Source organism: Streptomyces sp. NPDC127114, from assembly GCF_042677525.1.
Classification (GTDB): domain Bacteria; phylum Actinomycetota; class Actinomycetes; order Streptomycetales; family Streptomycetaceae; genus Streptomyces.
Genome location: NZ_JBHXTJ010000011.1, coordinates 56,512 through 82,201, shown reverse-complemented (window position 1 = coordinate 82,201; position 25,690 = coordinate 56,512). Strand labels below are relative to the sequence as shown.

Sequence of the window (25,690 nt, the reverse complement as noted above, 5' to 3'; positions counted from 1 at the left end):
ACCGCGCTCCTCACCGGAACGGGATCGGCGGATAGCAGCGGAACGGTACGGCCACCTCGTACCGCCCGCCGGTCAGCCGGACGAGCGCGCCGCAGCCGAAGCTCTCCTTCTGGCCCTTGGGCTCGGCCCGGTCGCCGACGAGGGTCCCGGTGTCGGAGAAGCCGTTCGCCGCCTTCTGGAACGACTCGACGGTGAGGTCCTTGCCGGCCTTGGCGGCGACGGCGAGGAAGAGGTCGGCCGACATGTATCCGGTCAGCATGTGCATGTTCAGGGGGACCTCTTTGCCCGCCGCCTTCCTGATGTCCGCCTTGAACTGCCGCATCGCCGGGCTGTCCGCCTCGAAGGGCTGGAACTGGAGCAGCACGAGCACACCGTCGAGGGCCTGCCGCGTGGCGTCCTTGGCGAGCAGTCCGGGGTCGTAGTCGGTCGGGTCGGACAGCACGCCCTGGTACCCGGCCCGCTTGAGGGCGGTGAACAGGCCGATGTTGTACGGGGTCTGCATCACGGACACCACGGCGACGGGCGCCTTGCCGCCGGGCCCGGAGCGCAGGATCTCCTTCGTGTACGCGGACCAGTCGCTCGGCACGGAACCGGCGGGCACGGACGCCTTGGCGTACGCGAGGTCGAAACCGGCCGCCTTGAAGCCCTGGGTGAAGGTGCGAATGCCGAACTTGCCGGCGTCGTTGTCGCCCGCGATGAGGGCGACCGAGCGGCCCTTCGCGCCGCCGAGGACGGTGGCCAGGCCCTCGGGCCAGGTCTGGTTGAGGGTGCCGCCGGGGGTGGGGACCAGACAGCCGTTGAAGCCGTAGATGTGCTTCGGTCCGCAGAAGGAGGGCAGGGTGCCCCAGCCGACGGTGGGCACCGCCTGCGAGTCGAGGAAGTCGGCGCCCGCGAAGGTCACCGAGCTCATCGGGGCGACGGCGAAGACCTTCTCCTGCTGGACGAGTCTGCGGGCGGCGGCGAGGTTGCGCGCCGGGTCCTGGCCGTCGTCCTCGGCGCCGAGGTACTCGATCCGGCGGCCGTTGATCCCGCCTTCGGCGTTCGCCCGGTCGTAGCGGGCCCGGGCGCCGAGGTCGGTGTCCTTCTTGGAGTAGCCGCTGGCGCTCGTCATGGAGACGATCCCGCCCACCTTGACCGTGTCGGCGGTCACTCCCCGTACCGTGCCGCCCGAGATGCCGGGCTTGGCCGAAGTGCCGCCTGTGGAGGCGGAGTTGCAGGCGGTGGCGAGGAAGAGCGCCGCTGCCGCTGCGGCGAGGGTGCGGAGCGTTCTGGACACGGTCGGTCATCCCTCCGTCGGGTGACCGCATTCTGTGACCGGCCTGATGAACCGTCAATAACTGATGCACCGTCACTTGATGGTGCGTCAGGAGGCTTGGGAGTGGCGGCTGTCAGGGGTACAGCGCCTCGACCTCGCCCGCGTACGCCTGCTCGATCGCCTTCCGCTTCAGCTTCAGGGACGGCGTGAGCAGCCCGTGCTCCTCGCTGAACGGATGCGCCAGGATCCGGAAGGTGCGGATCGACTCCGCCTGCGAGACCTTGGTGTTCGCCGCCACCACCGCCCGCCGGATCTCGGTCTCCAGAGCCGCGTCGTGCACCAGCTCCGCGGGCGGCAGCGGCGGCCGGTTCTGCATCGCCAGCCAGTGCTCCACCGCCTCCTGGTCCAGGGTGACGAGCGCGGCGACGTACGGCCGGTCGTTGCCGACCACGATGCACTGCGCCACCAGCGGATGCGCCCGCACCCGCTCCTCCAGGCCGGCCGGCGCCACGCTCTTGCCGCCCGAGGTCACCAGGATCTCCTTCTTCCGCCCGGTGATCGTCAGATAGCCGTCCTCGTCGAGCATCCCGAGGTCCCCGGTCGCCAGCCACCCGTCGTTCAGGACCGCGCTCGTGGCCTGCGGATTGTTCAGATAGCCGGAGAAGACGTGGTCGCCGTGCAGCCACACCTCCCCGTCCTCCGCGATGTGCACCGTCGTGCCGGGCACCGGCTGACCCACCGTGCCGTACTTGGTGCGCTCCGGCGGGTTCGCCGTCGCCGCCGCCGAGGACTCCGTCAGGCCGTAACCCTCGAAGATCGTCACGCCCGCGCCCTCGAAGAACAGCCCGAGCCGCCGGTCCATCCCCGAACCGCCCGACATGGCGTGCCGCACCCGGCCGCCCAGCGCCTCCCGCACCTTCGCGTACACCGTCTTCTCGAAGAACTGGTGCTGCATCCGCAGGCCCGCCGACGGACCCGGGCCGATGCCGAAGGCCTTGTGTTCCATGGCCTCCGCGTACCGGACCGCCACCTCCACCGCCTTGTCGAACGGCCCCCGCTTCCCCTCCGACTCGGCCCTGCGGCGCGCGGCGTTGAAGACCTTCTCGAAGACGTACGGCACGGCGAGCACGAAACTCGGCCGGAAGGCCTGCAGATCGGGCAGCAGCTCGGAGGCGGCGAGCACCGGCTGGTGCCCCAGCTTCACCCCGGTCCGCACCGCGGCCACCTCCACCATCCGCCCGAAGACGTGCGCGAGCGGAAGGAAGAGCAGGGTGGACGCCTCGTCGCCCGGCCGGGAGTGGAAGACCGACTCCCACCGGCCGACCAGCATCTCCGTCTCGAACATGAAGTTGGCGTGGGTGATCACACAGCCCTTCGGGCGGCCGGTGGTCCCCGACGTGTAGATCACCGTCGCCACCGACTCGGGCGTCACCGCCCTGCGGTGCCGGTGCACCACGTCCTCGTCGATGTCCGCACCCGCCGCCATCAGCTCGGCGACCGCCCCCTCGCCCGCGTCCAGCTGCCACAGCCGCTGGAGCCGGGGCAGCCGGTCGATCACCGAACCGATCGTCATCGCGTGGTCCTCGTGCTCCACCACGCAGGCCGTGACCTCGGCGTCGTGCAGCATCCACAGCACCTGGTCGGCCGAGGACGTCGGGTAGACGGGCACCGGCTGGGCGCCGAGCGTCCACAGCGCGAAGTCGAACAGCGTCCACTCGTAGCGGGTCCGCGACATGATCGCGACCCGGTCGCCGAACCGCACACCCTGCGCGATCAGCCCCTTCGCGAGCGCGAGCACCTCGTCGCGGAACCCGGCCGCGGACACGTCCCGCCACTGCCCGTCCGCGCCCTTGCGGCCCAGCGTGATCCGGTCGGGATCCTTCTCGGCGAGGTCGAACACGGCGTCGGCCAGACCGCCGACCTGAGGCGCCGCCGCGACGGGCGGCACGGTGAACTCACGCACTGACCTGCTCCCTCGCCCGCTCGACGTCGCGCTCGTACGGCGCGGGTGAAACTACCCCACCGCGCAGCCGGGCGGGAGGGCCTTCACCAAGCCGGGACATTGGGCATATGCACAGGTCAGCGACAGGAGAGGAGGCAAGTGCGAGCCTCCCGGCCGCCGTTGCCGAACCGCCGGTAAGCCACGGTGGCCGGAATCTCCACGGAATCTGTACGAGGCGATCACGGCGGCGGCGCGATCGGGAGGGCCGGTCACGACCGATCGGAGGGTCCGCCGTGGCCCGCGCGAAGACCCACAGGCCGGCCCACGGACCGGCCCGCAGGGAGCCCCGCAAGCATCGTCAGCCCCGCACGGCCCCGCGCGGCCGGTGCAACCGGTCGCCGCCCGCCAGGATCGCCGCGGCGAGCGCGTCGGCCGCGTCCTGGGTCGCCCCGCGCCGCCGCCCCTTGCGCAGCACGAAGTCCACCGCGCCCAGCTCAGGCAGCCCGGCCCTGGCCGGTACCTCGACGAGTCCGGGCGGGATCAGGCCGCGGGTGTGCGCCATCACGCCGAGCCCGGCCCGGGCCGCCGCCACGTTCGCGCTCAGGCTCGTGCTCGTGCACGCGATCCGCCACGGCCGGCCCTGCGCCTGGAGCGCCTCCAGGGCCCGCGCCCTGGTGATGCCCGGCGGCGGGAAGACGATCAGCGGCACCGGTCGGTCCGGGTCGAGCCGCAGCCGCGGCGCGCCGATCCACACGAGGACGTCCTGCCAGACGAGCTCGCCGCCCCCGTCCGGACCGCCACCGTCCCTGCCCTCTCGGCCGTCCCTGCCCTCTCGACCGCCCCGGTCCTCTCGGCTGCTCCCGCCTTCTCGCACGCCCCCGCCCGCTCGGCCGTTCTCGCCTGCTTTTCCTTCTCCGCCTTCTCCGCTTTCTCCGCCGTCCGTGCCTTCTCCGCCGGACCGCTCCCCGCCCTCCCGGCCGCGCCGCTTCGCCAGGATCAGGTCGAGCCGACCCGCCTCCAGGCGCGCCTGCAGCGTGCCGGACAGCTCGACCGTGAGCTCCAGGTCCACCTCGGGATGCTCTCGCCGGAAGGCCTCCAGGATCTCCGGCAGCCGGGTGGTGACGAAGTCCTCCGACGCGCCGAAGCGGAGCCTGCCGCGCAGCCGGGTGCCGGTGAAGAAGGCCGCCGCCCGCTCGTGCGCCTCCAGGATCGAGCGGGCGAAGCCGAGCATCGCCTCGCCGTCCTCGGTCAGCTCGACGCCGTGGGTGTCCCGGGTGAACAGCGGCCGGCCGGTCGCCTCCTCCAGCCGCCGCACGTGCTGGCTGACGGTGGACTGCCGCAGTCCGAGCCGCCGCGCGGCCTGGGTGAAGCTCAGGGTCTGCGCGACCGCGAGGAAGGTCCGCAGCTGGCTCGGCTCGTACAACGGGGCGGGCATGGTGACGACGTTATCGCGATTCGTGATGACAGTCAGTGCGCTGTACGGGATTCCCGATCGCCGGGCCGTGCACCAGGATGGACGCATGAGTTCCCGCGCGTCCCGCACGTCCCGGCCGTCTCGCACGGCGCGCACATTCCGTGCGAGCCGTGGCCCCCGCAGGCCCCTCCTGCCGGCCTGGCTGCCGATCGACCCGTACATCCTGGCGCTGCTCGCCACGGTCGGCCTCGCCGCGCTGCTGCCCGCTTCCGGGGCGGCGGCGACGGTCGCGAACGGGGCGGCGACGGGAGCCGTCGCGCTCCTCTTCTTCCTCTACGGGGCGCGCCTCTCCACCCGGGAGGCGCTGGACGGACTGAAGCACTGGCGGCTCCACGTCACCGTCCTGGCCTGCACGTTCCTGCTGTTACCGCTGCTCGGTCTCGCGGCGCGCGGCCTCGTGCCGACGGTCCTCACGCCGGACCTCTACAGCGGTTTCCTCTTCCTGTGCCTGGTGCCGTCGACCATCCAGTCCTCGATCGCCTTCACGTCGATCGCCCGGGGCAACGTGCCCGCCGCGATCTGCGCCGGCTCCTTCTCCTCCCTGGCCGGCATCGTCCTCACCCCGCTGCTCGCCGCGCTGCTGCTCGGCAACAGCGCGGGGGGCCTGTCGGCCGGCTCGCTGGGCAAGATCGTGCTCCAGCTGCTCGTCCCGTTCCTCGCCGGACAGCTGCTGCGCCGCTGGCTGGGCGGATTCCTGCTCCGCCACAAGAAGGTGCTCGGTTACGTCGACCGCGGCTCGATCCTTCTCGTCGTCTACACGGCCTTCAGCGCGGGCATGAACCGCGGCGTCTGGCAGCTCGTGACGCCGGCCCGGCTGGGGCTGCTGATGGTGGTCGAGGCGATGTTGCTCGCGGCGATGCTGAGCCTGACCTGGTACGGCGCGAAGCGGCTCGGCTTCGGCCGGTCGGACCGGATCGCGATCCAGTTCGCGGGCTCCAAGAAGAGCCTGGCCGCCGGGCTGCCCATGGCGAGCGTCCTCTTCGGCGCGCACGCCTCGCTGGCGGTGCTGCCGCTGATGCTGTTCCACCAGATGCAGCTGATGGTGTGTGCCGTGATCGCCCGTCGACGTGCCGGGGACCCGGAGGCGGAGGCGGAGGCGGAGGGGGTCGCGGTCGCGGAGCAGTCCGCAGCGGCGGCGCCGTCGCCGGTCGCCGTCACGGCACCAGGACGACCTTCCCCAGGTTCTCCCGCCGCTCGATGATCGCGTGCGCCTCGGCCGCCTGCGCCAGCGGCACGCGCGCGTGAATCGCGGGCCGCAACCGCCCGGCGGCGTGCAGCGCCCACAGTTCGTCGCGCCAGGCCGCGTAGTCGGCGGCCCGGGTCCGTGCCAGGTGGGCCATCTGGAAGCCGATGACCGACTTGCCGCCGGACAGCAGGTCGTGCGCCTGGATCGTGCCGCCGCCCGAGCTGTACGCCACGAGCCGGCCGCCCGGATCGAGTGCGGCCACGACGCGGGGGAGCAGGTCGCCGCCGACCGCGTCGACGGCGACGTCCACCGGTTCGCCCCAGGATTCCTGGCCGTAGGAGACCACCTCGTCCGCGCCGAGCGCGCGCAGGAACGCGGCCTTCTCGGGTGCGCTCGCCGCCGCGACGACCCGCCGCGCGCCCAGCAGTCTCGCCAGCGGGACGGCGAGCTGCCCCACGCCACTGGCCGCGCCCGTGACCAGGACCGATTCGCTGGGCCTGAGCTCGGCGGCGGCCAGCGTGCCGCGTGCTACCAGGCCGCTCCGGACCAGGGCGACCGCGTCCTCGGAGGTCGCGCCGTCCGGCACGCGCGAGGCCATCGTGGTGCGCAGCAGGGCCTGTTCCGCGTAGCCGTGGCCGAAGCAGATCCCGGTGACCCGGTCGCCCGGGGCGAACCCGGCATCGGAGGTCCGGGGGCCGAGCGCCGTCACGACGCCGGCCACCTCGCCGCCGAGCGGCCGGGCCTCACCGTCCGAGCGCACCCGCCGTACACCGGGCAGGCTGACGCCGATCGCCTCGACCCGGACGAGGAGCTCGCCGGGGCCGGGTTCGGGAGCGGGCACGTCCTCGACGAAGAGGACCTCGGGACCGCCGTTGACCGTATGACGCACACGCCGCACGCGCGACACCTCCAGAAGCCGGGAGAACCATCGGATTCGACGAATTCATGGGGAACACCAACGATCTGAACCCTAGAGCGCGACCGTGGGGGTGTCCAACGATTTCCTCGGATCCGGCGTAGACTTCCGGTCATGGCCGCCCATACCCCGCCCGCCCCGCGGCTCATCGCCGACCTTCCCAGCTGGGTCCTCGGCCGCGCCGCCGCCCGGGGCCGCGGCCTCGTCGCCGCCGCACTCGCGGACGAGGGCATGCGCATGTGGCACCACGCGGTGCTCGCCGCCGTCGCCGAACGCGGCCCGGTCGCACAGGCCGAACTCGGCCGCAGCCTCGCCATCGACCCCAAGGACATGGTCGGCGTGCTCAACGAGCTCCAGACCGAGGGCTACATCAGCCGCGAGCCCGACCCCGCCGACCGGCGCAAGAACGCGATCACGGCCACCGCCGAAGGCCGCCGCCTCCTGGCCCGCTGCCGCCGCCTCGCCGACCGCGCCAACGAGGAACTCCTCGCGCCGCTGTCCTCCGACGAACGCGTCCAGTTCCTCGCCCTGCTCCGCCGTGTCGCCTTCACTCCCGACGAGCCCGCGACCCAGGAGGCCACTCCGCGGCAGTGACGCGCCGCCCGGGGGTCCGCGCGGCGGATCACGGGAGACGGGCCCCTCGACCCGTTGGCGGGATCACATCCCCGACCGCCCCGCGATGATCAACCGGGCCGATACGGTGCTCCCATGCCCGCACTCGATCCCGGCCGCACCGCGCTCGTCCTCGTCGACCTGATGGAACGCATCGTCGCCCTGCCCCTCGCGCCCCGCTCCGGCGCCGACGTCCTCGGCACCGCCGGCCGCCTCGCCGCCGCGTTCCGCGACGCCGGCGCGCCCGTCGTCCACATCCGTGTCGAACGCCCGGGCGTCGAGACCCAGCCGCCCGGCAGCGAACTCGTCGCCGGCCTCGTGCACCCCGGCGACGAGACCGTCGTCAAGAACACCATCGGCGGCTTCCAGGGCACCGGCCTCCACGACCTGCTCCAGAAGCACGGCGCGACCACCCTCGTGTTCGGCGGGATCGCCACCAACCTCGGCGTCGAGTCCACCGCCCGCGCCGCCGCCGACCTCGGCTACGAGCTCGTCTTCGCCGAGGACGCCATGACCGCCCTCACCGCCGACGAGCACCGCGCCTCCGTCCAGCTGGACTTCCCGCGCCTCGGCACCGTCGCACCGGCCGCCGCGATCACCCTGGGCGGCGCCGAGTGAACCGGGTGCCGATACGGTACGGGGCCCGCCCCTGCTCCCTCGTCGTCTGCCGCGGCTGCTGCTGCGGCGACGCCCGCAAGAACCCCGGCCAGGACCACGACGGACAGCTCACCCGGCTCCGTGAGGCCGCCGCGGCCTCCGGCGGCCGGCTGCTCCTCCGTACCAGCGACTGCCTCGGGCCCTGCGCGCAGGCGAACGTCCTCGTCGTCCAGCCCTCCACCGAAGGCCGCCGCCGCGGCGGCCGGGCCGCCTGGATCGGCTGGAGCGCCGACGACGACTGCCTCGACGACATCCTCGCCTGGACCGCCGCCGGCGGCCCCGGCATCGCCCCGCCGCCGGCCACGCTCGAACTCCAGATGATCGACCCGCCGAAGAACTAGCCGCAGCACCAGGGCCCGTCTCCGGCGGCCCGCACCGGCGACGAGCGGCCGCCGGACAGCCCTGGTGGGCGTCTTCCGGATCACGGCCGGGTCCGGCACACCTGCCGGACGCCGCTCCTTCACCCGGCCCGGTCCCGTGCAGACGCCCTAGCCGGGCGTCCCCAGCGCGATCCGGTGCTCACCCGCGTACACGTTCATGTCCTGCCCCCGCAGGAAGCCGACCAGCGTCAGACCCGACTCGAGCGCCAGGTCCACCGCGAGCGAGGACGGCGCCGACACCGCCGCGAGCACCGGGACGCCCGCCATCACCGCCTTCTGCGCCAGCTCGAACGAGGCCCGCCCCGACACGAGCAGCACCGACCGCTCCAGCGGCAGCCGCCCTTCCCGCAGGGCGAGGCCCACCAGCTTGTCGACCGCGTTGTGCCGGCCCACGTCCTCCCGTACGTCGACCAGTTCACCGTCCTCCGAGAACAGCGCCGCCGCGTGCAGCCCACCTGTCCGGTCGAACACCCGCTGCGCCGCCCGCAGCCGCTCCGGCAGCGCCGCGAGCAGTCCGGGCGTCAGCCGCAGCGGAGGGTTGTCGGCGATCGGGAAGCGGGCCGTCGTCCGCACCGCGTCCAGGCTCGCCTTGCCGCACAGCCCGCACGACGAGGTCGTGTAGACGTTCCGCTCCAGCGTGATGTCGGGGACGGCCACCCCCGGCGCCAGCTGCACGTCCACCACGTTGTACGTGTTCGAGCCGTCCGCCGTCGCGCCCGCGCAGTACACGACGTTCCGCACGTCCGAGGCCGCGGCGAGCACGCCCTCGCTCACCAGGAAGCCGACCGCGAGCGCGAAGTCGTCGCCGGGCGTGCGCATGGTGACGGCGATCGGGCGTCCGTTCAGCCGGATCTCCAGCGGCTCCTCCGCCACCAGCGTGTCCGGCCGCGTGTTCACCGCCGCGCCCCGCACGCGCACCACACGCCGTCGCTCCGTGACCCGTCCCATGGTCGCTGCACCGTTTCTGTCCGTGCGGGACGCATCTGTCCCCGTGGAACGCCCCCCAGGGGGCCTGACCGGCCCATTCTCCTCTTGTCACGGTCGAACAGGCACTTCGGGTGAATCTTGGTGGTTTACGTCACCGGTTACCCATCAGTCGCTGACAAGACTGGGTCCTCCTGCCGCAATCGAACCACCGAGGGGGTCCCCGGGATGACGGGCACTCGCATCGCCGCGCTCGGGCACTACCAGCCCGCCAAGGTGCTCACCAACGACGACCTGGCCGCCCTCGTGGAGACCAGCGACGAATGGATCACCAGCCGGGTCGGCATCCGCACCCGGCACGTCGCAGGACCCGAGGAGCCGGTCGACGAACTCGCCGCGCAGGCCGCCGGCAAGGCCCTCGCCGCCGCCGGGCTCGCCGCCGCCGACATCGACCTCGTCCTCGTCGCCACCTCCACCGCGATCGACCGCTCGCCGAACACCGCCGCCCGCGTCGCCGCCCGCCTCGGCATGGGCTCGCCCGCCACCATGGACCTCAACGTGGTCTGCGCCGGCTTCACCCACGCCCTGGCCACCGCCGACCACGCGATCCGCGCCGGTGCCGCCCGCCGCGCGCTCGTCATCGGCGCCGACAAGATGACCGACGTGACGGACTGGACCGACCGCACCACCTGCGTCCTGGTCGGCGACGGCGCGGGCGCCGCCGTCGTCGAGGCCACCGACACCGACACCGGCGCCATCGGCCCCGTCCTGTGGGGCTCGGTCCCGGAGATGGGCCACGCCGTCCGCATCGAGGGCACCCCGCCGCGCTTCGCGCAGGAGGGCCAGACCGTCTACCGCTGGGCCACCCAGCAGCTCCCGTCCCTCGCCCGGCAGGTCTGCGAGCGCTCCGGCATCCGCCCCGAGGACCTGGCCGGAGTCGTGCTCCACCAGGCCAACCTGCGGATCGTGGAGCCGCTCGCCGCGAAGATCGGCGCGGTCAACGCCGTCGTCGCCCGGGACGTCGTCGACTCCGGCAACACCTCCGCCGCCTCCGTACCGCTCGCCCTCGCCAAGCTCGTCGAACGCGGCGAACTCCCGTCCGGAGCGCCGGTACTGCTCTTCGGCTTCGGCGGAAACCTGTCGTACGCGGGCCAGGTCGTCCTGATCCCGTAGCACGGCCCGGGCCGCCACGGCGGCGTCCCCTATACTCCAGCGCGTCGCGGAGCCGCCGGACGGGGGAGAGATGGTCAAGGCTGCGGAAGAGGCGTCCACGTCAGGGACCGCCTGGCTCGTCCTCGTCGTCGGCGCGCTGGTCGTCCGGCTGGCCCTGCTGCCCCTGTTGCTGCGCACGCAGCGCGCGGTCAGACAACGCGAGGCGGCGGCCTTCTCGGGCGCCCGGTCCGGCGGCGCGGACTGGGCGGCGCCGTTCTTCGAGCGGGCGCTGATGGTGACGTTCGGCGCCGGCCTGCTGACCCTCCTCGCCAACGTCGCCGAGCCGATCGACTTCCAGCACGAGCTGTCGGTGGCGCTCTGGCCCGGGGCCGCCGGCAACCCCGTCGACCTCGGCAGTCTGTTCCTGGAGTTCGCGAGTTCGGGCCACCACGGCCTGTCCTACGACGCGCTCTACGTGGGGCTCGCCTTCTGCGTCCTGTCCACCGTCCTGTGGGTGCTGACGCAGAAGAACCTGCTGACCGCCGGCATGCCCGAGGAGCTGTGGCTCTCCTCCCGGACCCGCCTGCGGGTGATCGGCGGGTTCCTGCTGCAGCTGGTGCTGACGGTGGTGGTGCTGCCGGTCGGGGCGACGGCCGCGTTCCTGGTGTTCCATGCCGTCGCGCTCCTGACGAGCCGCCGTCATCCGCCCGTCGAAGCGGCCCGGCCCGCGCCGCCGATGCCCGCCTTCGCCCCGGCCGCCGCCGCGGCGCACGCCGCCCCGACGGCCGCCGCCGCCCCGCCCGTCACATCGGCAGTCGCCCCGGCCGCTCCCGGGTTCGTGCCGGCCGCCTGCCCCGCGCCGGGAGCGCCCGACGCGCCGGGAGCGCCCCCCGCGCCGGCCGTCGTACGGGATCTCGCCGCGCACGAACCGCGGAGGATCGGCACGTACCAGCTCCTGGGCCGGATCGGGGCAGGCGGCATGGGCACCGTCTACCTCGCCCGGCGGGACGGCTCCGCCACCCAGGTCGCCCTCAAGACCATCCACCCGGAACTCCTCGGGAACACCGAGCTGTTGAGCCGCTTCGAACGCGAGTCCGAGGTGCTGTCCATGGTGTCCGGCGCCTACACCGCGCGGGTGCTCGACTCGGGCGTGGACGAGGGACGGCCGTACCTCGCCATGGAACTGCTCGACGGCCGGCCGCTCGACCGCCACCTGCGCGAACGCGGCCCGCTCCGAGGCCCCGAGGCGCTCCGCTCCCTCGCGCTCGCGCTCGCCGCGGCACTGGCCGCGGTGCACCGGCTCGGACTCGTCCACCGCGACCTCAAGCCGGGCAACGTCATGCTCACCAGCGCCGGGCCGCGCCTGCTCGACTTCGGCATCGCGACGATCGTCGACCGCACGCGGCTCACGGCGACCGGTGCCGCCCCGGGCACGCTGGGCTACATGGCACCGGAACAGTTCGAGGACGGACCCGCGGGACCGGCCGCCGACGTGTGGGCGTGGGCCTGCTGCGTCGTCTGCGCCGCCCACGGCGACAGCCCCTTCGCCGCGACCGGCATCGGCGCCGCGTACCGACGGATCACGGAGGGCACCCCGGACCCGGCCGCACTCGCCGCCGTCGACGCCGTCGCTCCGGCCCTCGGAGCGGCCGTACGGCAGGCCCTCCGCACCCGCCCCGCGGACCGCCCCGCCGACGGCACGGCCCTCCTCGCCCTCCTCACCGAGGGCCCCGGCCACACGGTGCCGGACGCGCGCTCGCTCCACGAGGAGATCACCCGCGGCTGGAACACGCTTCCGCCGACGACCTGACGCGGGAGGGAACGGCGCTTCCGCCCCCCGGCCCGCGGTGCTCCCGGCCCCGGGTGTGACCCGATCGGCGGAGCCCGGTGGCGGGGGCGTCGGGGCGGGCCTAGCTTCGAACGCGGCGAGGGTCTGCAGCCCGGACGTCCGCGGAAACCCTCCGCGTCCGCCCTCGCGTGATCTGGAGGACCGCCATGCGCCGCGCGATACGCGTAGCTACCGCAGCCACGATCGCCGCCGTCCCGCTCTTCCTGGCGGCGCCCTCGGCCCTGGCGGACGACGACGGCCTCCCGGACGGCGGCGGCTTCCCGAAGCAGGACACCGGCTTCCCCGAGGAAGTCACCGAGTTCCCGAGGGACGGCGACTCCGGGAAGGACGCCGACGGCTTCCCGAAGGACGGCGGCGACTTCCCGAAGGACGGCACCGGGCACGGCATCACGTCCTTCGGCTTCTCCGTGACGCCCCGGACCGTCGCCCCCGGCGGCACCGTGACGCTCAAGTCCGACGGCTGTGAAGTGCCCACCGTGACCGTCGAGTCGGGGGTCTTCGACACCGTCACCCTGAGCGAAGGCCACGAGGGCACCGCCACCGTCGACCTCGACGCCAAGGTCGGCGCCCAGTACGAGGTCACCTTCGACTGCAAGGGCGAGCGCGGCACCACCACGCTCACCATCGCGGGCGGCGGCGGCCACCACACCGACCCCACCACCGGCGCCCACAAGGGCGTGAAGGCCGGCTTCGGCTCCGACGGCGTCGGCACCACCGAGATGGTCACCGGAGCGGTGCTCATCGCCGGGGCGCTCGGCTCGGCCGTCGCCCTGATGCGCCGCCGCGAACCCGCCGACACCACGCAGCGCTGACGGGGCGCCCAGGGGGACCGAGACAGCCCCTCCGCCCCGGTGTGACGAGGTCCGGGTCGGAGGGGCGCCACACGACCGCGGGCCGGGCCGGCGGGGACGAACAGCCGGGTCGGCGGGACGAGGAGAGGGCGGGACGCACGTGGAGGGGTCGTACGGGCACGGGCGGCGCGGCGCCTGGGGCGTGATCGCCGTGGTCCTCCTGGTGGGCGTGCACCTGGTCCGCGACGGGACCGGTGACCTGCGGGCCGACGGCCCTCCCCAGCCCCTCGCGGCCGCCGCGCCCGCCCTGTCGCATGCCGCCACCGGTGCGGTGCCCGCCCCGCTGAACGCCTCGCCGCCGGTACGGGTCCGCGTGCCGGCCGTCCGGATCGACGCCCCGGTGACCCGCGTGGGCCTGGACGCCGAGGGCTGGATCGACGCCCCGTCGCCCGACGACCGCAACCTGACGGGCTGGTTCACCGGCGCGGTCACGCCGGGGGAGCGGGGCACCGCCGTCGTCGTCGGCCACGTCGACACGCCCGGCGGCAGGGCCGTCTTCTACGACCTCGGTGCGCTGGCCCGGGGCAAGCGGGTCGAGGTCGCCCGCGCCGACGGGCGGACGGCGGTGTTCACCGTGTACGGAGTCGAGGTCGTCCCCAAGGGGACCGGCTTCCCCGCCGAGCGGGTCTACGGCTCCACGGGCAGCCCGGAACTGCGGCTGATCACCTGCGGCGGCCGCTACTCACCGGACGGCGGCTACGAGAGCAACGTCGTCGTCTTCGCCCGCCTGACCGAGGTCCGTTGAGTGGCCCCGCCCCCGCACCTGCCCCCGCCCCTGCTGCCGTACCGGGCCCTTTCCCGAACCCGAACCCTTCTTTGTCCACTTCCGGGAAAAAGTCGGCGCGGATTCGTGCACGACTTCTTCCCACCCCGGGACCCCGCTGCTACGTTCCCCTCGAAAGCCCGACGCGGAGCTTCCGCGAAGACGGTCAAGGGAGGGGCGCGTGAGACGCATGACGGCACGACCTGCCAACGCCCACCAGGCGCGACTCCTACGGCTGTTGCGCGACGGGGGGCCCAACTCCCGTGCGCAGCTGGGCGATCAGATCGACCTCTCGCGCTCCAAGCTCGCCGTCGAGGTCGACCGTCTGCTCGACACCGGACTCGTCGTCGCGGACGGGCTCGCCGCCTCGCGTGGCGGGCGGCGCTCGCACAACATCCGGCTCGCGCCCGAACTCCGCTTCCTCGGCATCGACATCGGCGCCACCTCCATCGATGTCGCCGTCACCAACGCCGAGTTGGAGGTGCTCGGGCACCTCAACCACCCGATGGACGTCCGCGAGGGGCCCGTCGCGGTCTTCGAACAGGCCCTCGCCATGGCGGCGAAGCTGCGCGCGTCGGGCCTCGCCGAGGGCTTCGACGGCGCCGGGATCGGCGTCCCCGGGCCCGTCCGCTTCCCCGAGGGCGTCCCGGTCGCCCCGCCGATCATGCCCGGCTGGGACGGCTTCCCCGTGCGGGAGGCACTCAGCCAGGAACTCGGCTGCCCGGTCATGGTCGACAACGACGTGAACCTGATGGCCATGGGTGAGCAGCACGCGGGCGTCGCCCGCTCCGTCGGCGACTTCCTGTGCGTCAAGATCGGCACCGGTATCGGCTGCGGCATCGTCGTCGGCGGAGACGTCTACCGCGGTACGACGGGCAGCGCCGGGGACATCGGCCACATCCAGGTCGATCCCCACGGCCGCCCCTGCGCCTGCGGCAACACCGGCTGTCTGGAGGCCCACTTCGGCGGTGCCGCCCTGGCCCGCGACGCCGAGGAGGCGGCACGGGCCGGCCGGTCGGACGAACTCGCCGGCCGCCTCGCCGAGGCCGGCCGGCTCACCGCCGTCGACGTCGCCACGGCCGCGGCCGCCGGTGACGCCACCTCGCTCGCCCTCATCCGTGAGGGCGGCAACCGGGTCGGGCAGGTCATCGCCGGACTCGTCAGCTTCTTCAACCCCGGTCTGGTGGTGATCGGCGGCGGTGTCACCGGCCTCGGTCACAACCTCCTCGCCAGTGTCCGCACCCAGGTCTACCGCCAGTCCCTCCCGCTGGCCACCGGCAACCTGCCCATCGTCCTCGGTGAACTGGGACCCGCCGCCGGCGTGATCGGCGCGGCCCGCCTCATCAGCGACCACGTCTTCTCACCGGCGTAATCCCGCGTCCCCCGTACCCCGTAAGCCCGTAAGCGGCAAACCTGCAATCCCTGTAGACCCGTCTTCGCCGGCGTAAATCCGCCTTCACCGGCGTCCACCTTCTCCACCGGCGTACGCCCTCACCGCCGTCCGCATCGCCGATGGTCACGGGCACCGGCCCGGACCGGCCCGTGTCCATGCCCGTGACACCCGTACACGCACCCGCGCACGCTCCTGTACGCCCACCCCCCTGGTCCCACCACGCCCGCGCACGGTCACACCCGCCGAGGGGATCCCCGTCATGCCCCCAGACCAGCCACCCCTGTCCCCCCTGTCACCCTTGTCCCCTCCGTCACCCCTGCTCACCATGTCCGGCATCACCAAGTCGTTCCCCGGAGTCCGCGCCCTCGACGGCGTCGACCTGGAGGTGCGGCCCGGCGAGGTGCACTGCCTCCTCGGGCAGAACGGGGCCGGGAAGTCCACGCTCATCAAGGTCCTCGCCGGCGCCCACCAGCCCGACACCGGCACCATCACCTGGCGTGGCGAAACCGTGCGCCTGCGCTCCCCGAGCGCCGCCGTACGGCTCGGGATCGCCACCATCTACCAGGAACTCGACCTGGTCGAAGGCCTCTCGGTCGCCGAGAACGTCCACCTCGGGCACGAGCCCACCACCGCCGGATTCGTCGTCCGCGCCCGGACCGCGCGGGCGAGGACCGCCGCACTCCTCGCCCGGCTCGGCCACCCCGAGATCGACCCCGCCCGTCGCGTCGGCGAACTCTCCGCCGCCCAGCGGCAGATCGTGTCCATGGCCCGCGCCCTCTCCCACGACGTCCGGCTCATCGTCATGGACGAGCCGTCCGCGGCGCTCGACCCCGACGAGGTCGCCAACCTCTTCCGCATCGTCGAGGCGCTCACCGCCGACGGCGTCGCCGTCGTCTACATCTCCCACCGCCTGGAGGAGATCCGGCGCATCGGCGACCGGGTCACCGTGCTGAAGGACGGCCGGGCCGTCGCCGCCGGACTGCCCGCCGCCGACACGCCGACCCCGGAGATCGTCGCCCTCATGACCGGCCGGGACGTCCCGTACGTGTTCCCCGACCGTCCCGCCTCGCCGCCCCGCACCGAACCCGTGCTCCGCGTCCGAGGGCTCGCGCGCACAGGCGAGTTCGCCCCGCTCGACCTCGACGTCCGGCCCGGCCAGATCGTCGGACTCGCGGGACTCGTCGGCTCCGGGCGCTCCGAGATCCTGGAGACGATCTACGGTGCCCGCCGGGCCACCGCCGGACAGGTGCTCGTCGACGGCGCCCCGCTGCGACCCGGCAGCGTCCGTGCCGCCGTCCGTGCCGGACTCGGCCTCGCCCCCGAGGAACGCAAGGCCCAGGGCCTGCTCCTCCTGGAGTCCGTCACCCGCAACGTCTCCGTCTCCTCCCTCGGCCGCTTCTCCCGGGCCGGCTGGATCGACCGCCGCGCCGAACGGGACGCCGCCCGCGCCGCGACCCGCGAGCTGTCCCTGCGCCCCGACCGGCCCGAGGCCCGGATCCGCACCCTGTCCGGCGGCAACCAGCAGAAGGCCGTCCTCGCCCGCTGGCTGCTGCGCGGCTGCCGGGTGCTGCTCCTGGACGAGCCGACCCGCGGCGTGGACGTCGGCGCCCGCGCCGAGCTGTACGCGGTGATCCGCCGCCTCGCCGACGAAGGGCTCGCGGTGCTCCTCGTCTCCAGCGAGGTCCCCGAGGTCCTCGGCCTCGCCGACCGCGTCCTGGTCCTGCGCGAGGGCCGGGTCGTGCACACCGCGCCCGCCCGTGACCTCGACGAACACCGCGTACTCGACCTCGTGATGGAAGGGAGCCCCGCGGCATGACGCTGTCCACCGCCAAGTCCCCGGCACAGGAGCACCGCCGCCCCGCCCTCGGCTTCACGCCCGACGTGCGCAACCTCTCCCTGCTCGGTGTGCTCGCCGCGCTCGTCGTGGTCGGCGGCGTGACCAGACCGGCGGAGTTCCTGACCACCTCCAACCTCCAGCTGGTGCTCACCCAGGCCTCCGTCATCGGTGTCGTCACCGTCGGCATGACCTTCGTCATCACCAGCGGCGGCATCGACCTGTCCGTCGGCGCGATCGTCGCGCTCGCCTCCGTCTGGGCCACCACCGTCGCCACCCAGGAGTACGGCTTCGCGGGCATCCTCTTCACCGCGGTCGTCGTCGGACTCGGCTGCGGCCTGGTCAACGGACTGCTCGTGGCGTACGGCGGGATGGTGCCCTTCATCGCCACGCTGGCCATGCTCGCCTCGGCCCGCGGGCTCGCCCTGCAGATCACCGACGGCCGCACCCAGATCGTCACCGTGCCGTCGGTGCTCGACCTCGGCGTCCCCGACGCGTACGTCCTCGGCGTCCCGCCACTGGTGCTTGTCTTCGCCGCCGTGACCGTCGCCGGCTGGCTGGTCCTCAACCGCACCACCTTCGGCCGCCGCACCGTGGCCGTCGGCGGCAACGCGGAGGCCGCCCGGCTCGCCGGCATCGACGTACGCCGCCAGCGCCTCTACCTCTACCTGCTCTCCGGCCTGTGCTGCGGGATCGCCGCCTTCCTGCTGATCGTGCTGTCCGGCTCGGGACAGAACACCAACGGCAACCTGTACGAGCTCGACGCCATCGCCGCCGCCATCATCGGCGGGACGCTGCTCAGCGGCGGCCGCGGCACCATCGTCGGCTCGGTCCTCGGCGTCCTCGTCTTCACCACCATCACCGACATCTTCGCCCTCAACAACCTGCAGAGCGACGTCCAGCAGATCGCCAAGGGCGCGATCATCGTCGCCGCCGTCCTGGTCCAGCGCCGCACCGCCCGCGACACCGACGCCTGACCTCCCCGTCGCCGACGCCTGACCTTCCCGCCGGCGACCGCGCACCTCCCTGTCACCGACGGTGGACCTCTCCGCCACCGGCGCCGCACCGTCCGCACGCTCCCGCACCGCCCGCCCACGCCCGAAGGGTCGATCCGCCATGCCCGAGAACATCGCCGCGACCAGCCGCAGATCCCTCCTCCTCGGCGGCGCCGCCGTCTCCGCCGGAGCCCTGCTCACCGCCTGCACCAGCAACGAGCCGAAGAACGCGGGCGGCGCGGGCCCGGCCGCGAGCAACGCGCCCGCCGCCGACGACAGGCCCGGCACCCCGGTCACCATCGGCTTCGCCGGGCCCCAGGCCGACCACGGCTGGCTCAACGCCATCAACCAGAACGCCAAGGACCGCGCCAGGAAGTACGCCGACGTCACCCTGGAGATCACCGAGGGCTCCAACGACACCGCCACCCAGATCGGCCAGATCCAGACCCTCATCAACAAGAAGGTCGACGTCCTCGTCATCCTGCCCGCCGACGGCAAGGCGCTCACCCAGGTCGGCCTCCAGGCCATGAAGGCCGGGATCCCCGTCATCAACCTCGACCGGATCTTCGCCTCCCCGCAGGCCTACCGCTGCTGGATCGGCGGCGACAACTACGGCATGGGACTCAACGCCGGCCGCTACATCGGCGAGAAGCTCAAGGACAAGCCCGGCGCCAAGGTGATCGAACTCGCCGGCATGGACAGCCTGGAGCTCACCAGGCAGCGCACGCAGGGCTTCGACGACGCGCTCAGGAACTACCCCAACATCACCAAGGTGGCCCGCCAGGCCGCCGACTTCACCGTCGAGTCCGGCCAGGCCAAGATGGCCCAGCTCCTGCAGGCCCAGCCGCAGTTCGACGCGCTGTGGAACCACGACGACGACCAGGGCGTGGGCGCCCTGCGGGCCATCGCGCAGGCCGGCCGCAAGGACTTCCTCATGGTCGGCGGCGCCGGCGCGAAGTCCGCGATGGACGCCATCAAGGCCGACGACAGCGTGCTCAAGGCGACCGTGCTCTACCCGCCGACCATGGCCGCGTCCGCGATCGACCTGGCCCGCGCCCTCGGCCAGAAGAAGGGCGTCGGCGGCATGTCGGAGCTGGAGATCCCCGCGTCCGTCACCCTCTACTCGGCCGTCGTCACCAAGGACAACGTCGACGAGTACCTGCCCACCGGCTTCAACTGACCAGCGTCGCCGGCAGCCGCACCACCCAACGGGAGGAACACCAATGGAAGAGACGCTTGGCGTCGGCATGGTCGGCTACGCCTTCATGGGCGCGGCCCACTCACAGGGCTGGCGCACCGCGGGGCGCGTCTTCGACCTGCCGCTGCGTCCGGTCCTCGCCGCGATAGCCGGACGGGACGGCGCCGCCGTCCGGGCCGCGGCCGACCGGCACGGCTGGGCGGCCGCGGAGACCGACTGGCGGGCCCTGATCGCCCGTGACGACGTCGACCTCGTCGACGTGTGCACGCCCGGCGACAGCCACGCCGAGATCGCGGTCGCCGCCCTGGAGGCCGGCAAGCACGTGCTGTGCGAGAAGCCGCTCGCCAACTCGGTCGCCGAGGCGGAGCTGATGGCCGCCGCCGCCGAGGCCGCCGCAGCCCGCGGCCAGGTCGCCATGGTCGGCTTCAACTACCGCCGCGTGCCCGCTCTTTCGTACGCCCGGACCCTCGTCGCGGACGGCCGGCTCGGCGAGCTGCGGCACGTGCGGGTCACGTATCTCCAGGACTGGCTCGTCGATCCGGACTTCCCGCTCACCTGGCGCCTGGAGCGCGAGCACGCCGGCTCGGGCGCGCTCGGTGACCTCGGCGCGCACGCCGTGGACCTCGCCCAGTACCTGGCCGGGGAGCACCTGGTGGGTGTGTCGGCGCTCACCGAGACCTTCGTACGGGAGCGGCCGCTGCTCACCGGGGCCGCGGCCGGGCTCTCGGCGGGGCCGGGCTCGGACGCGTACGGAACCGTCACGGTCGACGACGCGGCCCTGTTCACCGGGCGGCTCGCCTCGGGTGCGCTCGCCTCGTTCGAGGCGACCCGGATGGCCGCCGGACGCAAGAACGCCCTGCGCCTGGAGATCAACGGGGAGAAGGGCTCGCTCGCCTTCGACCTGGAACGGCTCAACGAACTGTCCTTCCACGACCACACCGAGCCGGCCGTCTCGGCCGGCTTCCGCCGCATCCTCGTGACCGAGCCGGCCCACCCGTACCTGGAGGGCTGGTGGCCGCCCGGGCACGCGCTCGGCTACGAGCACACCTTCGTCCACCAGGCCCGCGACCTCGTCCTGGCCGTCGCGTCCGGGACCGCCCCGGCGCCGTCCTTCGCGGACGGCCTCCAGGTCCAGCGCGTGCTGGCCGCGGTGGAGGAGAGCGCGGAGAAGAACGCCGTGTACACCCCCGTACCCCGACAGGAGGCGTGACGTGCCCCGTCCCTTCACCCTGTTCACCGGCCAGTGGGCCGACCTGCCGCTGGAGGAGGTCTGCCGGCTGGCCCGCGACTTCGGTTACGACGGCCTCGAACTGGCCTGCTGGGGCGACCACTTCGAGGTCGACAAGGCCCTCGCCGATCCCGCGTACGTCAAGGGCAGGCGTGAACTCCTGGACCGGTACGGACTGAAGTGCTGGGCGATCTCCAACCACCTGGTGGGGCAGGCCGTCTGTGACGACCCCATCGACGAGCGGCACCGCGCGATCGTGCCGGCCCGGATCTGGGGCGACGGCGACGCCGAGGGCGTACGGAGGCGGGCGGCCCGCGAGCTGGCCGACACGGCGCGGGCGGCGGCGGCCCTCGGCGTCGACACCGTCGTCGGTTTCACCGGCTCGTCGATCTGGCACCTGGTGGCGATGTTCCCGCCGGTGCCGGAGCGGATGATCGAGCGGGGCTTCGAGGACTTCGCGGAGCGCTGGAACCCGGTCCTCGACGTCTTCGACGCCGAGGGAGTGCGATTCGCGCACGAGGTGCATCCCAGCGAGATCGCCTACGACTACTGGACCACGCAGCGGGCCCTGGAGGCGGTCGGCAACCGGCCGGCCTTCGGGCTCAACTTCGACCCCAGCCACTTCGTGTGGCAGGACCTGGATCCGGTGGGCTTCCTGTGGGACTTCCGGGACCGGATCTACCACGTGGACTGCAAGGAGGCCCGCAAGCGGCTCGACGGCCGCAACGGGCGGCTCGGCTCGCACCTGCCCTGGGGCGACCCGCGGCGCGGCTGGGACTTCGTCTCCGCCGGGCACGGCGACGTGCCGTGGGAGGACGTGTTCCGGATGCTGCGCTCCATCGGGTACGGCGGGCCGGTCTCGGTGGAGTGGGAGGACGCCGGCATGGACCGGCTGACCGGCGCTCCCGAGGCGCTCGCCCATCTCAGGCGGTTCGACTTCGACCCGCCGGCGGCCTCGTTCGACGCGGCCTTCGGCGGCAGCGACTGACGTCGTCGCGGCGGGCGGCTGCCCGTCTTCTCCCGTCACCGCGAGGGGCTTTGTCCTCTCGCGGTGGAAAGTTCGAAGGATCCGTGCACAAGGGGTTCACGACATGGACGAACCTCGCTACGGTCCTGATGTGTACATGACGTAAGTGGACGAACCGACCAGCGTGACGGCGCACGCCGGTCCCCGGACATCCGCACACCCGGCCCGACTCCGGAGGACATCCGTGCACAGACAACGACTCCGAGCCAGTCTCCGAGCCAGTCTCCGAGCCAGTCTCCGAGGCAGTCTCCGAGCCAGACTCCGAGCCACTCTCCGACCCAGGTCGTCACTCGCCCTGCTCACGGTCGGACTGCTCGCCCTCGGCACGCCCCAGGCACTCGCAGCGGACCCCGACACCACCGCGCCCGCGCCCGCCGCCGCCGAGGAGTTCCAGCAGGTCACCCTCGCCAAGGGCGCAGCCGAGGTCGGCGAACCCATGTCCCTCGCCGTGCTGCCCGACCGCAGCGTCCTGCACACCTCGCGCAACGGGGAACTGCGCCGCACCGACGCCGCCGGCAACACCACCGTCGTCGGCAAGGTCCCCGTCTACACCCACGACGAAGAAGGCCTCCAAGGCATCGGCCTCGACCCGGACTTCGCCCGCAACCGCGCCGTCTACCTCTACTACGCGCCGCCGCTCGACACCCCGGCCGGCGACGCGCCCAACGACGGCACCGCCGCCGACTTCGCCCCGTTCGACGGCGTCAACCGGCTCTCCCGCTTCACCCTCAACACCGACTTCACGCTCGACAACGCCAGCGAGAAGAAGGTCATCGACATCCCGGCGACCCGCGGCATCTGCTGCCACGTCGGCGGCGACATCGACTTCGACGCGCAGGGCAACCTCTACCTGTCGACAGGCGACGACTCCAACCCCTTCGCCTCCGACGGCTTCACCCCGATCGACGAACGCCCCGGCCGCAACCCCGCCTACGACGCCCGCCGCACCTCCGGCAACACCAACGACCTGCGCGGCAAGATCCTGCGCATCAAGGTCGCCGAGGACGGCTCGTACACCATCCCCGAAGGCAACCTCTTCGCGCCGGGCACCGACCGGACCCGGCCCGAGATCTACGCCATGGGCTTCCGCAACCCCTTCCGCTTCAGCGTCGACAAGGCCACCGGCATCGTCTACGTCGGCGACTACGGCCCCGACGCCGGCGCCGCCGACCCCCTGCGCGGCCCCGCCGGACAGGTCGAGTTCGCCCGCGTCACCAAGCCCGGCAACTACGGATGGCCCTTCTGCACCGGCGCCAACGACCCGTACGTCGACTACGACTTCGCGACCAAGGTCTCCGGCGCCGCCTTCGACTGCGCCGCCCCGAAGAACGACTCCCCGCACAACACCGGACTCGTCGACCTGCCGCCCGCCGAACCCGCCTGGATCCCCTACAACGGCGGCTCCGTGCCCGAGTTCGGGAACGGCTCCGAGTCCCCCATGGGCGGCCCCGTCTACCGCTACGACCCGGCCAGCACCTCACCGGTGAAGTTCCCCGAGGCGTACGACGGCGACTTCTTCGCCGGCGAGTTCGGCCGGCGCTGGATCAAGCGCATCGACCAGGACACCGACGGCACCGTCCGCTCCGTCAACCCGGTCCCGTGGACCGGCACCCAGGTGATGGACATGGCCTTCGGCCCCGACGGCGCCCTCTACGTCCTCGACTACGGCACCGCCTGGTTCGGCGGCGACGACAACTCCGGCCTCTACCGCATCGAGAACGCCACCGGCGGCCGCTCGCCGTCCGCCGAAGCGAGCGCCAACAGGACCTCCGGCACCGCACCCCTCAAGGTCGCGTTCTCCTCCGCCGGAACCACCGACCCCGAAGGCGAAGCCCTCACCTACAGCTGGGACTTCGGCGACGGCGCCACCTCCACCGCGGCCAACCCCACCCACACCTACCGAACCAACGGCACCTACACCGCCACCGTCACCGCCAAGGACCCGACAGGGCGCACCGGTTCCGCCTCCGTCCGCGTCGTCGTCGGCAACACCGAACCCAAGGTCGACCTCCAACTCCCCGCCGACGGAGCACTCTTCACCTTCGGCGACGACATCCCGTTCAAGGTGACCGTCACCGACCCGGAGGACGGCGCCACCGCGCCGATCGACTGCGCCAAGATCAAGGTCACCTACGTCCTCGGCCACGACAGCCACGGCCACCCCGTCACCTCCGCCAACGGCTGCACCGGCACCATCAAGACCGACGCCGACGGAGGCCACGACGACGACGCGAACATCTTCGCCGTCTTCAGCGCCGAATACACCGACAACGGTGGCGGCGGCCAGGCCCCGCTCACCGGCCGTGACCAGGCCAAACTCCAGCCACGGCACCGCCAGGCCGAGCACTTCGACCGCCAGTCCGGCATCTCCGTGATCGACAAGGCCCCCGCCAACGGCGGCCGCACCGTCGGCGACGTCCACGACGGCGACTGGATCTCCTTCACCCCGTACCACCTCAGCGGCTCCACCAAGCTCACCGCCCGCGTCTCCTCCGGCGGAAGCGGAGGCTTCCTCGAGGTCCGCACCGGATCGCCCACCGGCACCCTGCTCGGCTCCGCACCCGTCCCCGTCACCGGCGGCTGGGAGACCTTCCAGGACGTCGACGTGCCGCTGCGCAACGTCCCGCGCCGCACCACCGAACTCTTCCTCGTCTTCAAGGGCGGCACCGGAGCCCTCTACGACGTCGACGACTTCACGATCACCGACCGGCCCGTCGACCGCACCGCGAAGCGCGTCCTCGTCTTCTCGAAGACCGCCGGCTTCCGCCACGACTCCATCCCGGCCGGCATCACCGCCCTCAGGGAACTCGGCGCCGACAGCGGCATCACCGTGGACACCACCGAGGAGCCGCGCCAGTTCACCACCGCCAACCTCGCCCGCTACGACGCCGTCGTCTTCCTCTCCACCACCGGCGACGTCCTGAACACCGAGCAGCAGACCGCCTTCGAGAACTACGTTTCCACCGGCGGCGGCTACATGGGTGTCCACGCAGCCGCCGACACCGAGTACGACTGGGGCTTCTACGGCGGACTCGTCGGCGCCTACTTCCAGTCCCACCCGCAGATCCAGCCCGCGACCGTCCGCGTCGAGGACCACACGCACCCCGCCACCGCCCACCTCGGCGGCACCTGGCAACGCACCGACGAGTGGTACAACTACCGCACCAACCCGCGCGGCCAGGCCCGGATCCTCGCCACCCTCGACGAGACGAGCTACGAGGGCGGCACCATGAAGGGCGACCACCCCATCGCCTGGTGCCAGAGCTACGGCGGCGGCCGCTCCTTCTACACCGGCGGCGGCCACACCAAGGAGTCCTACGCCGAACCCGCCTTCCGGCAGCACCTGCTCGGCGGACTGCGCTACGCCACCGGACAGGTCACCGCCGACTGCCGGCCGCAGACCGGCTACCGCTCCCTCTTCAACGGGGAGACGAAGGACGGCTGGAAGCAGGCCGGCCCCGGCGGCTTCGACGTCGCCGACGGCGAGCTCAGGTCGGTGGGCGGCATGGGACTGCTCTGGTACCAGGCCAAGGAGTTCGGCGCGTACTCCCTCACCCTCGACTGGAAGCTCGACGGCGACGACAACTCCGGGATCTTCGTCGGCTTCCCCGCCTCCGACGACCCGTGGTCGGCGGTGAACAAGGGCTACGAGATCCAGATCGACGCCACCGACGCCGCCGACCGCACCACCGGCGCCGTCTACGGCTTCAAGTCCGCCGACCTCAAGGCCCGCGACCAGGCACTGCGACCCCCGGGCCAGTGGAACAGCTACGAGATCCGCGTCCAGGGCGAACGCCTCCAGGTCTTCCTCAACGGCGTGAAGATCAACGACTTCACCAACACCGACCCCGCCCGCAGCCTGGCCGACGGCCACATCGGCATCCAGAACCACGGAGCCGACGACCAGGTGTCCTTCCGCAACATCCGGATCAAGGAGCTCGCCCCCTAGCGGCTCCCCACCGGCCGACGGCGGGCGGGGAGGCGCCGTACCCCTCGCCCGCCGTCACCCCACTCGTACGCACGGGACTCCAGAGGCTCTCCCATAACTTCCGTG

The 25,690-nt window shown here is 72.8% G+C and carries 20 protein-coding genes; 15 read left to right on the top strand and 5 right to left on the bottom strand.

The window, feature by feature from the left end; translation table 11 throughout:
• Positions 1-10: 10 nt before the first annotated feature.
• The 3 genes from ACFVGS_RS14320 to ACFVGS_RS14310 form a co-directional block, all read right to left on the bottom strand.
• Positions 11-1,276 carry an ABC transporter substrate-binding protein gene (locus ACFVGS_RS14320; protein WP_385692604.1) on the bottom strand — a complete coding sequence of 422 codons (1,266 nt, stop codon included), beginning with the start codon at positions 1,274-1,276 and terminating at the stop codon, positions 11-13.
• Positions 1,277-1,388: 112 nt separating this feature from the next.
• A complete protein-coding gene (locus ACFVGS_RS14315) occupies positions 1,389-3,218 on the bottom strand; it encodes an AMP-dependent synthetase/ligase (protein WP_385692603.1) in 1,830 nt (609 codons plus the stop codon).
• A 337-nt stretch (positions 3,219-3,555) separates the two neighbouring features.
• A complete protein-coding gene (locus ACFVGS_RS14310) occupies positions 3,556-4,620 on the bottom strand; it encodes a LysR family transcriptional regulator (protein ID WP_384412442.1) in 1,065 nt (354 codons plus the stop codon).
• Between the two features lie 97 nt (positions 4,621-4,717).
• On the opposite strand from ACFVGS_RS14310, the gene ACFVGS_RS14305 reads away from it, so the two are divergent.
• Positions 4,718-5,872 carry a bile acid:sodium symporter family protein gene (locus ACFVGS_RS14305; RefSeq protein WP_385692602.1) on the top strand — a complete coding sequence of 385 codons (1,155 nt, stop codon included), beginning with the start codon at positions 4,718-4,720 and terminating at the stop codon, positions 5,870-5,872.
• On the opposite strand, the gene ACFVGS_RS14300 is transcribed toward ACFVGS_RS14305, so the two are convergent.
• Positions 5,826-6,755, bottom strand: coding sequence for a zinc-binding alcohol dehydrogenase family protein (locus tag ACFVGS_RS14300; RefSeq protein ID WP_385692601.1), 930 nt, complete (start codon positions 6,753-6,755; stop codon positions 5,826-5,828). The genes ACFVGS_RS14305 and ACFVGS_RS14300 overlap by 47 nt on opposite strands.
• 132 nt (positions 6,756-6,887) lie before the next feature.
• Here ACFVGS_RS14300 and ACFVGS_RS14295 point away from each other — a divergent pair, with 132 nt between their 5' ends.
• From ACFVGS_RS14295 to ACFVGS_RS14285, 3 genes are all read left to right on the top strand, one after another.
• Positions 6,888-7,367: a MarR family winged helix-turn-helix transcriptional regulator gene (locus ACFVGS_RS14295; protein ID WP_385692600.1), complete on the top strand. Its 480-nt coding sequence runs from the start codon at positions 6,888-6,890 to the stop codon at positions 7,365-7,367.
• A gap of 114 nt (positions 7,368-7,481) precedes the next feature.
• Positions 7,482-8,003 (top strand): isochorismatase family protein, encoded by a 522-nt coding sequence (locus ACFVGS_RS14290; RefSeq protein WP_384412256.1) that lies wholly within the window; start codon positions 7,482-7,484, stop codon positions 8,001-8,003.
• Entirely contained in the window at positions 8,000-8,383 is a 384-nt protein-coding gene (locus tag ACFVGS_RS14285) for a (2Fe-2S) ferredoxin domain-containing protein (RefSeq protein ID WP_384412259.1), read from the top strand. Before ACFVGS_RS14290 ends, ACFVGS_RS14285 begins: the two co-directional genes overlap by 4 nt.
• Positions 8,384-8,530: 147 nt before the next feature.
• Here ACFVGS_RS14285 and fdhD read toward each other — a convergent pair whose 3' ends face one another.
• Positions 8,531-9,370: a formate dehydrogenase accessory sulfurtransferase FdhD gene (fdhD, locus tag ACFVGS_RS14280; RefSeq protein ID WP_384412262.1), complete on the bottom strand. Its 840-nt coding sequence runs from the start codon at positions 9,368-9,370 to the stop codon at positions 8,531-8,533.
• 204 nt (positions 9,371-9,574) lie between these two features.
• Here fdhD and ACFVGS_RS14275 point away from each other — a divergent pair, with 204 nt between their 5' ends.
• From ACFVGS_RS14275 to ACFVGS_RS14225, 11 genes are all read left to right on the top strand, one after another.
• Entirely contained in the window at positions 9,575-10,519 is a 945-nt protein-coding gene (locus ACFVGS_RS14275) for a beta-ketoacyl-ACP synthase III (protein WP_384412265.1), read from the top strand.
• Between the two features lie 70 nt (positions 10,520-10,589).
• Complete coding sequence (locus ACFVGS_RS14270; RefSeq protein WP_385692599.1) at positions 10,590-12,308, top strand: serine/threonine-protein kinase; 1,719 nt, start codon at positions 10,590-10,592, stop codon at positions 12,306-12,308.
• A gap of 185 nt (positions 12,309-12,493) precedes the next feature.
• Positions 12,494-13,159 (top strand): hypothetical protein, encoded by a 666-nt coding sequence (locus ACFVGS_RS14265; RefSeq protein WP_384412270.1) that lies wholly within the window; start codon positions 12,494-12,496, stop codon positions 13,157-13,159.
• A gap of 139 nt (positions 13,160-13,298) precedes the next feature.
• On the top strand, positions 13,299-13,943 hold the full coding sequence (locus ACFVGS_RS14260) for a class F sortase (RefSeq protein ID WP_384412273.1): 645 nt from the start codon (positions 13,299-13,301) through the stop codon (positions 13,941-13,943).
• A 208-nt stretch (positions 13,944-14,151) separates the two neighbouring features.
• Complete coding sequence (locus tag ACFVGS_RS14255) at positions 14,152-15,333, top strand: ROK family protein (RefSeq protein ID WP_384412445.1); 1,182 nt, start codon at positions 14,152-14,154, stop codon at positions 15,331-15,333.
• A 346-nt stretch (positions 15,334-15,679) separates the two neighbouring features.
• Positions 15,680-17,170: a sugar ABC transporter ATP-binding protein gene (locus ACFVGS_RS14250; RefSeq protein WP_385692598.1), complete on the top strand. Its 1,491-nt coding sequence runs from the start codon at positions 15,680-15,682 to the stop codon at positions 17,168-17,170.
• Positions 17,167-18,165: an ABC transporter permease gene (locus ACFVGS_RS14245; protein ID WP_384412279.1), complete on the top strand. Its 999-nt coding sequence runs from the start codon at positions 17,167-17,169 to the stop codon at positions 18,163-18,165. The genes ACFVGS_RS14250 and ACFVGS_RS14245 overlap by 4 nt, the downstream gene beginning before the upstream one ends.
• A gap of 139 nt (positions 18,166-18,304) precedes the next feature.
• Complete coding sequence (locus ACFVGS_RS14240; protein WP_384412281.1) at positions 18,305-19,363, top strand: substrate-binding domain-containing protein; 1,059 nt, start codon at positions 18,305-18,307, stop codon at positions 19,361-19,363.
• Between the two features lie 43 nt (positions 19,364-19,406).
• A complete protein-coding gene (locus tag ACFVGS_RS14235) occupies positions 19,407-20,591 on the top strand; it encodes a Gfo/Idh/MocA family protein (protein WP_384412283.1) in 1,185 nt (394 codons plus the stop codon).
• A 1-nt stretch (position 20,592) separates the two neighbouring features.
• Positions 20,593-21,597: a sugar phosphate isomerase/epimerase family protein gene (locus ACFVGS_RS14230; RefSeq protein WP_384412286.1), complete on the top strand. Its 1,005-nt coding sequence runs from the start codon at positions 20,593-20,595 to the stop codon at positions 21,595-21,597.
• A 475-nt stretch (positions 21,598-22,072) separates the two neighbouring features.
• Positions 22,073-25,585, top strand: coding sequence for a ThuA domain-containing protein (locus tag ACFVGS_RS14225; protein ID WP_385692597.1), 3,513 nt, complete (start codon positions 22,073-22,075; stop codon positions 25,583-25,585).
• The last annotated feature ends 105 nt before the right edge of the window (positions 25,586-25,690 follow it).